We start from the raw sequence: 12,578 nt of genomic DNA on the forward strand, positions 1-12,578 counted from the left end.
TTGTTTCACCGCACTGTTTCGCCCACCTCAAGTCTGCTAGCAAGACCAGGATTTGACCGGGAATTTGGGTATGTCGGTACAGGGTAGCATTGTCATTGGTGGCGGCGCGTTCGCAGGGCTCGCGCTGGCCCTGGCGCTGCGACAGGGACTGGGGCCCGAGATCCCCGTCATCGTCGCCGATCCCGCGCTCGCCACCCGGCCGAGCCGCGACCCCCGCGCGACCGCGATCGTGGCCGCCTGCCGCCGCCTGTTCGAGGCGATCGGCGCCTGGGACGACGTCAAGGGCGAGGCGCAGCCGATCCTCGACATGGTCGTCACCGATTCCAAGCTGGAGGATGCCACCCGTCCGGTCTTCCTGAACTTCGCCGGCGATGTTGCACCGGGCGAGCCGTTCGCGCACATGGTCGAGAATCGCCGGCTGATCGACGCGCTGGTGGCGCGTGCGGAAGCCGAGGGCATCGACCTCCGTGCCACCACCGTGGCGTCCTACGACGCGCGTCCTGAGGGCATCGACGTGACGCTCGGTGACGGCAGTGTCGTCGCGGCAAGTCTTCTGGTCGCCGCCGATGGCGCGCGCTCAAGATTGCGCGAGCGCGCCGGCATCGCCACCCATGGCTGGGAGTATGACCAGTCCGGCATCGTCGTGACCGTCGGCCACGAGCGCGATCACGAGGGCCGCGCCGAAGAGCATTTTCTGCCGGCGGGCCCATTCGCGATCCTGCCGCTCTCGGGCAAGCGTTCATCGCTGGTTTGGACCGAGCGCCGAGCCGAGGCCGCGCGCATCATCGCGCTCGGCGACGACGAGTTTCACGCCGAGCTCGAGCAGCGTTTCGGCCTGCATCTCGGCGAGGTCAAGGCGCTCGACAAGCCGCGCGCGTTTCCGTTGTCCTATTTCGTCGCGCGCTCCTTCATCGCCACGCGCCTCGCGCTGGTCGGCGATGCCGCCCACGTCATCCACCCCATTGCGGGTCAGGGCCTCAACATGGGGTTGAAGGATGTCGCCGCGCTGGCCGAAGTCGTGGTCGATGCCGCGCGGCTCGGCATGGATCTCGGCGCCGCCGACGTGCTCGAGCGCTACCAGCGCTGGCGCCGCTTCGACACCATGGCGATGGGCGTTGCCACCAACTCGCTGAACTTCCTGTTCTCCAACCAGTCGACGCTGCTGCGCACAGTCCGCGACATCGGCCTCGGCCTCGTCGACCGCGCCCCGCCGCTGAAGAACCTCTTCATCCGCCAGGCCGCCGGCCTCACGGGCGAGGTGCCAAGGTTGTTGAAGGGCGAGGCGTTGTAGAGGCGAATGGGGAGTGGCGAATTGCGAGTGGTGTCCATTCGCCACTCCCTACTCGCCAAGCCTCAATCGATTTTCCGCGCTTCTTCCGGCAGCATGATCGGGATCCCGTCGCGGATCGGATAAGCCAGCTTGGCGCTGCGCGAGATCAGCTCCTGCTTCGCGGAATCGAACTCCAGCGGGCCCTTGGTCAGCGGGCAGACGAGAATCTCCAGCAATTTGGGATCGACGCTGGCTTCGGGACGTTCGGTGGGGGCGTTCATTGGAGTCTCCGGCAATCGGTTGCCTCTAGCACAGAAATCCGCGCCCGCCCATCGCGGCTGCCAAAGCGTATTCGCGTAAGGAAAACGTCAAAACAGGATCTACGCGGAGACCATCGTCAAGACCTCGTCGAGCAGGGCCTGCAGCCGTGCTGCCGGTACCGGCGCGCCCGACAGGGCGAAGCCGAGAAATGTCCAATACAGGATCTGCGCCCGCGCCTGCGCGGCTGCCGGGGTGAGCCCGCGTTTTTCCAGCAACCCTTCGATATAGTCGAGCCGGCGGCGGTCGATCGCGCGCACGGCCCCTTGCGTGGCCGCATCGAAGGCCGCCCAATTGCGCACCGCGCGCTCGAGCTCGAGCCGGGCGCCGAACGACCTCCGCAGCAGCGCCTTGAGCGGTTCGTCGCTGGCGGCTTCGACATCGGCGATGATCTGCTCGGCCGCGATCTCGCGCCAGCGCTTCAGCACGGCGGCCTGGAACGCGCCGAGATCGGCGAAATGCCAATAGAAGCTGCCGCGCGACACGCCCATGGCTTTTGCCAGCGGATCGGCCTTGAGCGCGGTGAAGCCGCTCTTGGCGAGCGCCTTGAGACCTTGCTTGATCCAGTCGTCGGCGGAGAGCTGTTCGGTCATGTCGGGTTCCCGGAGGCGAACCATACACTAGTGTATTGACAGCGCGCAGGCCAGCGCCTATGTCACCATACACAGATGTATGGACGAGTCCTTCGGGAGTCCCGACGATGCGTGATCTCTTGCTTCAGTGCGCCGGCGCGCTGACGATCGTGGTGGCCGTCATCCACGGCTACCTCGGTGAGGCCAAGGTGTTCGCCCGCGCTACCATCGAGCCCGCACGGCTTCGCACCCTGATCCGCCTGGTCTGGCAGGCCTCGACCGTCGCCTGGATCGGCGGCGGCGTGCTGCTGATCGCGGTGCCTTGGATGGGCTCGGAGACGGCGCGCCACTGGATCGTCGCCACCATGGCCTGCGTCTTCGGCTTCTCCGCGCTCGCCAACGCGTGGGCGACGCGCGGCCGGCATTTCGGCTGGATGGCACTCAGTGCTGTCGTCGCGATGGCAGTGGCCGGCTACTAGCAACACGCACCGTCTGTGAGGCGTAAGGCCGCAGCGGTGTGTTGCGCACGGAGAGCACTCAGCTTTTGGCCGCCGTTAGAACTTATCTAAACGGTCCAAGCCTGAACCGGATTGACTTCAACCCCTCCTTTGCTTCCTTCGGTGCGGCTCGCGTAGCGCGCACGACAGAGGAGGAGACGTTCGTGAAGGTCATTCGTGTTGTTGCCATTGCACTGACGGTTGGAATGGGTATGGGGTCGGCGGCCATGGCCGACGGGTTCAAGGATTGCACCAAGCTCGACAAGGCGTCGTGGAAGCCGGCCAGCGAGGCCGAAGCCAAGGCCAAGGCGCTCGGCTACGAGGTGCGGCGCTCCAAGATCGAAGGCTCGTGCTACGAGGTCTACGGCGTCAAGGAAGGCAAGCTGTACGAGCTGTTCTACAGCCCCGAAGATCTCAGCCTGAAGCACACGATCGCCAAGTAAGGCTTGAAGCAAGTCGCGGGCGGGACTGCGCAGACATGGACTGCGCAAGGCAGAGCTCGAGGATGGTCTTTGCTTGATTGAAGAAGCGATGCCACAAGCGCGCGGGGTGTCCGGCGGGACCCCTGCGGATCGAACCGCTCCGCGGACGGTCGCAGTCTGGGACCTCCCGCTGCGCCTCTGGCACTGGGCTCTCGCGGCCTGCGTTCTGGCCGCGTGGTTCACGCCCCCCGTCTACGACCGGCTTCACCGCATCGTCGGCTATGCGGTGCTGGGGCTTCTCGCCTTCCGCCTCGTCTGGGGTTTCTGGGGAAGCCGCTATTCGCGCTTCCGTATGATCAGGGTCAGGCTTCGCGCGGCACCAGGCTATCTCTGGAATCTGCGCCGCGGCATGACCGGCCGCTATATCGGACTCAATCCCGCGGGCACGGTGATGCTGGTGGCCTTGATGCTGGCGCTCGCCGTCTCGGCGATCACGGGCGCGATGTCGGTCACCACCGCCTTCTTCGGCGTCTGGTGGGTCGAGGACACCCATCACTATTCATCCGACGCCGTCATCGTTCTGGTCGTATTGCACGTGCTCGGCGTGCTGCTGATGGGACTGCTCCAGCGCGAAAGTCTGGTGCGCGCGATGATCACCGGGCGCAAGCGCATCCGCGGTCATTCGCCGGGCAAGTGACTCCTCGACACTCTCTCCCCATCTCGGCCGAACTTGACCCGGGATGACGGAGTTTGAGGCGAACTTGCTCCCTCACTGCAACGGCGGATCGCCGCTGGTGCGCTTCTTGGCGAGGTCCATCTCGGTCACTGCGATCAGGATCTCGGCGCGGGTCTTCAGGTCCATCGCTTCCAGCATGGCCTGCTTCTCCGCGGGGCCATAGGGCGACATCATCGCCAGCGCGTTGACCAGGGCTTCGTTGGGCGCGCTTTCGACGCCTTCCCAGTCGACCTTGAGATTGTTGGCCTTCAGGAAGTCCGCCAGCACGGCCAGCAGCGCTTCGCGGTCGACCTCGTCCTCGCCCATGCGCGCGGTGAAGTCGTTGGCGAAGGTGAAGAAATCCACCTTGCACTGCCGGTAGGCCGTCAGCACCTCGAGCTCCTCGACCACCTTGAAGCGCGAGACGCCGGTGAGCTCGAGGATGTAACGGCCATCGCCGGATTCGGCGAGCTGGGTGATGCGGCCGACGCAGCCGACGCGGAACAACGTCGGCTTGTCGGAATTCTTCGGGGAGTGCGCGACATCAGGCTGAATCATGCCGATCAGGCGATGGCCGTCGCGGAAGGAATCGTCGACCATCGACAGGTAGCGCGGCTCGAAGATGTTGAGCGGCATCTGGCCGCGGGGCAGCAGCAGCGCGCCCGGCAGCGGAAACACCGGAATGATCTCCGGGAGGTCGGCGGGCCCGCGATATTCGATGTTGATCGGCATCTGCCCGGTTCCCCCTTGGACTTGCTAGCGCATGATCCGGAAAAGTGTGCAGCGGCTTTCCGAACAGATCATGCTCGAAAAAGCCCTTACGAAAACAGGATCGTCGACAAACGCTTGCGTCCCTCGACCGTTGCATCATCCGTGCCGCCCCAGGCCTCGAAGAATTGCACCAGCTGCTTGCGGGCGCCGTCGTCGTTCCATTTGCGGTCGCGCTTGATGATCGCGAGCAGCTGCTCGGTCGCGGCCGCACGGTTGCCTTGCGCGTTCAGCGCGGTCGCCAGGTCGAATCGGGCCTGATGATCGAGCGGGTTTGCGGCGACTTTCTGTTCCAGCTCGGCGACAGGTCCGAGCGACTGCGCCTGCTCGGCGAGATCGATCGCGGTCTGCACGGCTTTCACCGCGGGGTCGTTGCGCTTGGATTCCGGCACCATGGCCAGCGTCTGCTTGGCCTGCTCCATCGCGCCGGAGACGGCATAACATTTCGCCAGGCCAGCGAGCGCCGCGATGTTGGTGGAATCATGCTGGAGCACCTCGGCGTAAATCTGCGCTGCCGCCGCCGCATCGCCCTCGGCGAGCACGGCTTCGGCCTCCTGCAGGATCTCGGCGATATTGGGCTCGCCCGGCGCGGTCACGCCCTTGGTCAGCTTCTCGATGAAGGCGTTGAGCTGGCTCTCGGGCACCGCGCCCATGAAGCCGTCGGCCGGCTGGCCGTTGACGAAGGCGATCACGGCCGGAATCGACTGGATGCCCATCTGGCCCGGGATCGCCGGATGCTGGTCGATGTTCATCTTGACCAGCTTGACCTTGCCCTTGGCCGCCTTGACCGCCTTTTCGAGCACGGGAGTAAGCTGCTTGCAGGGACCGCACCACTCCGCCCAGAAGTCGATCAGCACCGGCTGGCGCTTCGATTCCTCGATGACGTCCTTCACGAAGGTCTGGGTGGTGGTGTCCTTGATCAGATCGGCCGCAGCCGGGTTTGCGGCTCCGTTACCCTGGTCGATGATCGTCACGGCATCCCCTCGTCTATGTCTGGAATCGCGGCTCTTTAGCACGTAGCCGCTTCCTATGCTTCGCTGTCGGCTCCTAGATTGGGCCGGGGCGGCCGAATTTCAATCCATTGCGGCCGATTCGCCGGTTCCGGGGCACTTTCGGGCCATTTGGCCGCATTCAGGCTCCCTATGGGGCCTCAAGAACCGAATCTAGGCCGCCGGTAGCTGTTGCATTCCCCTCCCGCTTTTGGCATACGACAGCCGTTGCCGGCGCGTCACGCGACCGACACAGGATGCGGGTGTAGCTCAGTGGTAGAGCACGACCTTGCCAAGGTCGGGGTCGAGGGTTCGAGCCCCTTCGCCCGCTCCAGTTTTTCCCAGAGCATCCAGCCAAACCGGGTCGGGCCGTGGTCATCCACGCCGCTGGCGGCTGAATTGGGTCCCAGTCCCATATGACAATTCTGGTCACCGGCAGTGCGGGTCATCTCGGGGAGGCGATTGTCCGGATACTTCGCGGGCGCGGTTCAGCTGTGCGCGGGGTCGACCTGAAATCCTCGCCCTTCACCGACGCCGTCGGCTCGATCATCGATCCCGCGTTCGTGCGCAGCCAGATGGACGGCGTCACCGCCATCATCCACACCGCCACGCTGCACAAGCCACACGTGGCGACGCACTCCAAGCAAGACTTCGTCGATACCAACGTCACCGGCACGCTCAATTTGCTGGAGGCGGCGGCGAGCGCCGGCGTGAGGAGCTTCGTCTTCACCAGCACCACCAGCGCGTTCGGCTCGCAGCTCCGCCCCGAGGCCGGACAGGCGGCGGTCTGGGTCACCGAGGATCTGCTGCCGGTGCCGAAGAACATCTACGGCACCACAAAACTGATGGCGGAGACCCTGTGCGAACTGTTTTATCGCGAGCGCGGTCTGCCGGTCGTTGCCTTGCGGACCTCGCGCTTCTTTCCGGAAGACGATGATGATCCCGCGATGCGCTCGGCCTATTCGCTGGAGAACGCGCAGGCCAACGAGCTGCTCTATCGTCGGCTCGACATCGCGGACGCGGTGAGCGCTCATCTGCTCGCGGTCGAGCGCGGGCCAGGCATCGGCTTCGGCCGCTACATCGTCTCCTCGACCAGCCCGTTCGAGCCGTGTCATCTCACGGCGCTCGCGCGCGATGCAGCCGGTGTCGTGCGCGAGCTCTATCCGGATTGCGCGCAGCTGTATGCGGCGCGGGGCTGGAAACTCTTCCCAGAAATCGACCGCGTCTATGTCAACGACCGCGCGCGGCGCGAGCTGGGCTGGCGGCCCGAATTCGACTTCGCCCATGTGTTGGACAGCCTGCGCGCAGGTCGCGATTTTCGCAGTCCGCTGGCACGCGAGATCGGCTCGAAGGGCTATCATGACGGGGTGTTCGACGACGGGCCCTACCCGGTCGCCTCGTAGGCGCCGGATTTGCTATTTTGCTCGACGCTTCAAATGTCTGTTCGGTCTGGCCGGGAGCAAGCGGCTTGAGCCATTCTACTGTGCATGGGGTTGTTCTCGCATTTTTAGGGTCATCCCCTCTTGCCACCTGCGTACGATCCCGCGCCCATTGATTCCGCGCTGCAGCGAGAGCGTCGCTGTGGCGTTCCTCCGTTGACATTCCGTCTCAATTTTTACGCAGCGCAAGAGCGGTGCACGCGACGCGCTTCTCAGCGCTCGCAGATGTGCTAACCTTTTTGCGTCTGTCGTTCCGGCGGACCCAAAACTTCGCCTCTCGACTAGCAAAATAAAATAATGCGCAGCCCTGACGGCTGCCTTTAGGGGAGTGACGCGATGAAATTCCATCGATCCGTCTTTCAATCCGTTCTGGCGCTTGCGGCCGTGGCCCTTCTCGCGGGGACCAGCGCTGGTCACGCGCAAGACAAAAGCAAGCCGCTGAAGAAATACGAATCCGGCACCAAGGAATTCTGGACCCATCCGCCGGATGACTGGTTCCTGGGCGACGAAACCGAGGCACAGAAGGGCCTCGCGCCGCCGTCGGGTCCGCCCACGGGCGCGTCCGATGCCGAGCTCGCCAACATCATCAAGAAGGTCAAGCTGCCGCCGGGCTTCAAGATGGAGGTCTATGCCTCCGGCGTGCTGGCCGCGCGGCAGATGGCCTGGGGTGACAAGGGCACGCTGTTCGTCGGTTCGTTCGGCCTCGGCAACGTCTATGCCATCAAGGACAACAACGGAAAGAAGGAGGTCAAGACCGTCCTCAAGGGCCTGAACATGCCCACCGGTCTCGCCTTCAGGGATGGCGCGCTCTACGTCATCGCAGTCGACAAGCTGATCCGCTACGACAATGCCGAAGCCAATCTCGACAAGCTCGGCGACGGCAAGGTCGTCTATGACGACATGCCGTCCTATGCCGCGCATGGCTGGAAGTACATTGCGGTCGACAAGGAAGGCTGGTTCTACATTCCGTTCGGACCGCCCTTCAACATCGGCATTCCCCCGACCAGCGTCTCGCAGATCCGGCGCGTCGATCCCAAGACCGGCAACGCCGAGATCTATGCGCTCGGCGTCCGCAACTCGGTCGGCGGCGACGTCGATCCGCGCACCGGCAAGTACTGGTTCACCGAGAATGCCCGCGACTGGATCAGCGATGACCTGCCCAGCGACAAGCTGAACATGATCAACAAGATGGGCGAGCATTTCGGCTATCCCTACTGCCACCAGGGCAATCTGCCCGACGACAAGTTCGCGATGGGCCACAAATGCTCCGAGTTCACGCCGCCCGTGCTGAATCTCGGCGCCCACGTCGCTCCGCTCGGCATGAAGTTCTATACCGGCGACCAGTTCCCCGCCGAGTACAAGAACAACATTTTGATCGCCGAGCATGGCTCCTGGAATCGCCACAAGTACCAGGGCGGTCGCATCATGCGCGTCATCGTCGGGCCTGACGGCAAGAACCCCAAGCAGGAGGTGTTCGCCTCCGGCTGGATCGAGGGCGACCAGGGCTACCTCGGTCGTCCCGACGACATCATCCTTGCCAAGGACGGATCGATCCTCGTGGCCGACGACTGGGCCGGCGCGATCTATCGCATCAGCTACAGCAAGAAGTAGCGCGCACACGATAAGAGGCTGCGGTGGCCGAGGGGCGCCGCAGCCTCTGTCATGTCAAAGCCACGCTATCGTTCCGGATTGCGCCCCAGCGCAAGTCCGGAACCCATAACCACGAATCGGGGTTATGGATCCTCAGATACGCAATCGCGCAGCTTAGCTCGTGCTTCGCACGCTCCGGAACGACGAGCTCGATAGATCGGATTCCTGCTCATGCGCCGCAAGTTATCTTTGTCCGCAATCGGTGCGCTATCGCTTGCGGCGCTTGCATTCATCCCGGCCCAGGCCGCGGATAATTCCGCGATCAAGGAAAAAGTCTCGGTCTGCGCCGGCTGTCACGGCGAGAACGGCGTTTCGCAGACCGAGAATATTCCCTCGCTGGCCGGCCAGCCCGATCAGTTCCTGCAATGGCAGCTCGTGTTCTTCCGCGCCGGCTCGCGCAAGAACGAGCAGATGCAGCCGATCGTCGAGCAGCTCACCAACGAGGACATCCGCAATCTCGGCGCCTATTTCTCGCAGCTGCCGCCGCCGAAGGGTTCGGAGGACGCGGATCCCGACATGTCGAAAAAGGGTGCGCAAGTCGCCGCCGGCCGCCGCTGCGCCTCATGCCATACGGACAGCTTCGCCGGCACCAAGGGGGTCGCGCGACTGGCGGGCCAGCGCGAGGAATATCTGGTCAAGGCGCTGCACGATTATAAAGCCGGCTTGCGCGTCGGCGGCGGCGTCGCCGCGATGGCCGATGTCGCCTATCGCATGAGCGACGAGGAGATCACGGCGGTCTCACACTATCTCGCGCATTTGAAATAGTGCGGAGCTGCTGCGGCAAACTCCTCTGTCGTCCCGGATCTGCGCTTCGCTTGTCCGGGACGACAGCTGGGATTGTAGCAGCCGCTACCCCGCCCGCTGCTTCTCATACGCTTTGAGATGCGTGTAGGCGATGCGTAGTTTGGGCACTGGCACCTTGGCGGCATCGGCGCGCGCGATGAGGTCGCCGATGACGTGGTCGGCTTCGACCGGCAGGCCGGCCTTGATGTCGCGGAACATCGAGGCCGTCATCGGCGAGCCCTCGGCGGTGAGGTTGCCCTTCACCCGCTCGAAGAACGGCCCGCCCGGCGGATAGCCAGACGCGGCAGCGATCGCGCTGGTCTCGTCGAGCATGCCGAGCAGGAAATCCCGGCCGCCGGGAGCTGCGAGGATGTTGCCGACAGAGGTGCGCATCAGGCTGGTGGAGGCCGCGAGCGAGGAGAGGAACACCCATTTCTCCCACATGTCCTGCATGATGTTCTGGCTGGCGGTGGCGCCATTGATGCCTCTCTTGAAGGCCTCGTCGATCGCCTTGACGCGATCAGAGAGCTTGCCGTCGCGCTCGCCGTAGTTCAGCGACTGCATCGGCTGGAGCTGCACCACCTCGCGCTTCTCGTTCAGGGTCGCCGCGATGGCGCAGAGGCCGCCGAGCACGCGCTCCTTGCCGAATTTGGCATCGAGCACATCGAGGTGCTTCATGCCGTTCAGCATCGGGATGATCGCGGTGTTCGGTCCGACCGCCGGCGCAAACGATTTGATGGCATCGTCGAGATCGAACGCCTTGCAGCTCAGGAGCACGACGTCGAACTTGTCCTTGAGCGCGTCGGCCTGCACCGTCGGCGGATCTCGCAGTGTCACGTCGCCATTCGGGCTCTTGATGACGAGGCCCGCGCTTGCGAGCTCGCCGGCGCGGCGCGGCCGTACCAGGAAGGTGACGTCGCGGCCGGCCTGCAACAGCCTGCCACCGAAATAGCCGCCGATGGCGCCGGCGCCGACCACGAGGATACGCATGGGAGAACTCCGCTATTGTGCTTGGCGAATGGCGAATAGGGAGTAGCGAATAGCAGGCGAGATTTCCACTCGCTATTCGCTACCTCCCATTCGCGCACTTCACTTTCCCGACACCATCTCCTCGACCTCGCGCAGCTGCTCCTTGCCGAAGAACATCTCGTTGCCGACGAAGAAGGTCGGCGAGCCGAACGCGCCGCGGGCGACCGCTTCCTCGGTGTTCTTGATCAGCCTGCCCTTCACCTCCGGCTCCTGAGCCCGGGCGAACAGCTTCTGGGCGTCGAGGCCGGAGGACGCCAGTGCCTTCGCCGCGACTTCGGGGTCGTCCATCTTCTTCGGCTCGCGCCACATGTGGTGGAAGGCCGCCGCGACGTATTCTTCGAACACGCCCTCGAGCTGCGCGGCGATCGCCGTGCGCATCAGGTTCAGCGTGTTGACGGGAAAGTGCGGATTCCAGACATAGGGCTGGACATGGAAGCGCTTGATGAAGCGCTCGGTCTCGACCTGCTGGAATTCGCGCTTGTTCTTGATGCCGGCGAGCGTCTCGGCCGGCGACCTGTTGTTGGTCGACTTGAAGATGCCGCCGAGCAGGATCGGGACGTATTCGAACTTGACGCCGATGCGCTGCTCGATCGCGGGGATCGCGAGGTGGCTGAGATAGGCGTTGGGGCTGCCGAAATCGAACAGGAACTGCGGGGCTATGCGGGTCAATTCGATCTCCCTGACCTGACGTCTTGATCTGACTTTCCGCGCATTGTGACGCAGCGTGTCCCACAGGTCCACCGTATAATGATGATCATAATACTTTGACCGTCAAACCAAGTGCAGGATCCCCCGCTTGCGCCAGACCAGCAAGTAATAGCCCATCTGCAAAACGAACATGGCGCAGAACACGATGGGATAGGCGGCCCATATGCCCGCAAGGCCGATGGTGCGGCTCAGGATCACCGCGGCCGGCAGCTCGATGGCGAGAATCGCGAAGATCGAGAGCAGCATCGGCGTCAGCGCGACGCCGGCCGCCCGCATGGCACCCGAGAACACCGTGGCGAGGCCAAACGGCACCGAGCTCCACAAGGCGATGAAGAGCAGCTCCTTCGCCAGATCGAGCACGGCGGCATCGGTAACGAAGATGCCGAGGATCGCGCGCGGCGTGAGATAGATCAGCGCCACGAGCCCCCCGGTCAGAACCAGGTTGAAAGCGAGCCCGGTCCGCACGATGCCGTCGAGCCGGGTTCTGTCGCCGCCACCGACCGCCTGCGCGCCGAGGATCGAGACTGCGATGGAAATCGACATCGCTGTGAACTGCGTGTAGCCCATCACCTGGTTGACGGCGCCGTAGGCCGCCGTGGCGGCCGATCCATAGCCGTTGACGAGTCCGAGCAGCACCAGCTCCGCGATCGCCATCACCACCATGCCGACGGCGCTCGGCAATCCGATGCCGAGGATCTTTCCGAGCATGGCGCCGTCGAGCCCGAGGTGACGCAGCAGCGCCGCGTCCGGAGCGAGCGCGTGCTTCTTCCGCCGCAGATACAGCGCCAGCGCGATCAAGGTGAGCGCGTTCGAGATCGCGGCCGCCCATGCCGGGCTGGTGATGCCCGCCGCCGGCAGTCCGAACGACCCACGGATCAACATCGGCGTCAGGATCAGGCCGATCGCGGTCGATAGCGCCAGCGCCAGCAGCGGCGTCAGCGCGTCGCCGACGCCGCGGATCATCGCCGTCATCAGCAGGAAGACGAAGCCGAGCGGCATGGTGAGCAGCATGATCCGCGCGTAGGCGCTGGCCTGGTCGAGAATGTCGGCCGGCGTCGCAAGCGCCATCATCAGCTGGCGGCTGAACAGCCCGCCGATCAGCGCGATCGAAATGGAGAGCAGAAGGCTGATCGCGAGCGTCGTACCTGCAACGCTCCGGATCTTGTCGTGCTCGCCCGCGCCAAAGGCCTGCCCGATCAGCACGGTCGCGCCGGTGCTCAGCCCCATGACGAAGGCGAACAGAAAGAACATCACGGGAAAGAACACCGACACGGCCGCCAGCGCGTCGACGCCGATCATCTGGCCGAGATAGACGTTGCTGACGGTGCCGAACAGCGATTGCAGCGCGTTGCTCAGCATCAAGGGCGCGAGGAAGCGGAGAAATGTTGTCGAGAGCGGCTTGGGCGCGGACATGGATC

General features: G+C 64.3%; 14 protein-coding genes and 1 tRNA gene. 8 read left to right on the plus strand and 7 right to left on the minus strand.

The features are described from left to right. Positions 1-70: 70 nt before the first annotated feature. The gene (locus tag CIT39_RS01120) at positions 71-1,291 is read left to right on the plus strand and encodes a ubiquinone biosynthesis hydroxylase (RefSeq protein ID WP_094975956.1); all 1,221 of its coding nucleotides are present in this window, start codon (positions 71-73) and stop codon (positions 1,289-1,291) included. A gap of 62 nt (positions 1,292-1,353) precedes the next feature. On the opposite strand, the gene CIT39_RS01125 is transcribed toward CIT39_RS01120, so the two are convergent. Together CIT39_RS01125 and CIT39_RS01130 are read right to left on the minus strand one after the other, a co-directional pair. Further along, positions 1,354-1,551, minus strand: a complete 198-nt coding sequence (locus CIT39_RS01125) for a Trm112 family protein (protein WP_007598651.1) — start codon at positions 1,549-1,551, stop codon at positions 1,354-1,356. Positions 1,552-1,650: 99 nt separating this feature from the next. After that, the gene (locus tag CIT39_RS01130; RefSeq protein WP_162308834.1) at positions 1,651-2,181 is read right to left on the minus strand and encodes a TetR/AcrR family transcriptional regulator; all 531 of its coding nucleotides are present in this window, start codon (positions 2,179-2,181) and stop codon (positions 1,651-1,653) included. 107 nt (positions 2,182-2,288) lie between these two features. Here CIT39_RS01130 and CIT39_RS01135 point away from each other — a divergent pair, with 107 nt between their 5' ends. The 3 genes from CIT39_RS01135 (at position 2,289) to CIT39_RS01145 (ending at position 3,776) form a co-directional block, all read left to right on the plus strand. Next, positions 2,289-2,639: a hypothetical protein gene (locus CIT39_RS01135; protein ID WP_094975954.1), complete on the plus strand. Its 351-nt coding sequence runs from the start codon at positions 2,289-2,291 to the stop codon at positions 2,637-2,639. A 182-nt stretch (positions 2,640-2,821) separates the two neighbouring features. After that, complete coding sequence (locus tag CIT39_RS01140) at positions 2,822-3,100, plus strand: PepSY domain-containing protein (protein ID WP_018323571.1); 279 nt, start codon at positions 2,822-2,824, stop codon at positions 3,098-3,100. An 88-nt stretch (positions 3,101-3,188) separates the two neighbouring features. Then, positions 3,189-3,776, plus strand: a complete 588-nt coding sequence (locus tag CIT39_RS01145; protein WP_094975953.1) for a cytochrome b/b6 domain-containing protein — start codon at positions 3,189-3,191, stop codon at positions 3,774-3,776. 72 nt (positions 3,777-3,848) lie between these two features. Here the strand turns inward: CIT39_RS01145 and CIT39_RS01150 are convergent, their stop codons facing one another. Continuing rightward, positions 3,849-4,526: an LON peptidase substrate-binding domain-containing protein gene (locus CIT39_RS01150; RefSeq protein WP_094975952.1), complete on the minus strand. Its 678-nt coding sequence runs from the start codon at positions 4,524-4,526 to the stop codon at positions 3,849-3,851. 86 nt (positions 4,527-4,612) lie between these two features. Next, positions 4,613-5,536, minus strand: a complete 924-nt coding sequence (gene trxA / locus CIT39_RS01155) for a thioredoxin (protein ID WP_094975951.1) — start codon at positions 5,534-5,536, stop codon at positions 4,613-4,615. A 274-nt stretch (positions 5,537-5,810) separates the two neighbouring features. On the opposite strand from trxA, the gene CIT39_RS01160 reads away from it, so the two are divergent. From CIT39_RS01160 to CIT39_RS01175, 4 genes are all read left to right on the plus strand, one after another. After that, a tRNA-Gly gene (locus tag CIT39_RS01160) sits at positions 5,811-5,885 on the plus strand. A gap of 82 nt (positions 5,886-5,967) precedes the next feature. Further along, a complete protein-coding gene (locus CIT39_RS01165) occupies positions 5,968-6,954 on the plus strand; it encodes an NAD-dependent epimerase/dehydratase family protein (RefSeq protein ID WP_094975950.1) in 987 nt (328 codons plus the stop codon). Positions 6,955-7,326: 372 nt separating this feature from the next. Then, on the plus strand, positions 7,327-8,601 hold the full coding sequence (locus CIT39_RS01170) for a PQQ-dependent sugar dehydrogenase (protein WP_094975949.1): 1,275 nt from the start codon (positions 7,327-7,329) through the stop codon (positions 8,599-8,601). Positions 8,602-8,811: 210 nt separating this feature from the next. Next, positions 8,812-9,405 (plus strand): c-type cytochrome, encoded by a 594-nt coding sequence (locus CIT39_RS01175; RefSeq protein ID WP_094975948.1) that lies wholly within the window; start codon positions 8,812-8,814, stop codon positions 9,403-9,405. Positions 9,406-9,489: 84 nt separating this feature from the next. Here the strand turns inward: CIT39_RS01175 and panE are convergent, their stop codons facing one another. The 3 genes from panE to CIT39_RS01190 form a co-directional block, all read right to left on the minus strand. Further along, complete coding sequence (gene panE, locus CIT39_RS01180; protein WP_094975947.1) at positions 9,490-10,413, minus strand: 2-dehydropantoate 2-reductase; 924 nt, start codon at positions 10,411-10,413, stop codon at positions 9,490-9,492. A 99-nt stretch (positions 10,414-10,512) separates the two neighbouring features. Continuing rightward, positions 10,513-11,121 carry a 2-hydroxychromene-2-carboxylate isomerase gene (locus CIT39_RS01185; protein ID WP_162848684.1) on the minus strand — a complete coding sequence of 203 codons (609 nt, stop codon included), beginning with the start codon at positions 11,119-11,121 and terminating at the stop codon, positions 10,513-10,515. 102 nt (positions 11,122-11,223) lie between these two features. Next, the gene (locus tag CIT39_RS01190) at positions 11,224-12,573 is read right to left on the minus strand and encodes an MATE family efflux transporter (protein WP_094975945.1); all 1,350 of its coding nucleotides are present in this window, start codon (positions 12,571-12,573) and stop codon (positions 11,224-11,226) included. Positions 12,574-12,578: the final 5 nt, after the last annotated feature.

It is taken from the genome of Bradyrhizobium symbiodeficiens, from assembly GCF_002266465.3.
Lineage (GTDB): Bacteria > Pseudomonadota > Alphaproteobacteria > Rhizobiales > Xanthobacteraceae > Bradyrhizobium > Bradyrhizobium symbiodeficiens.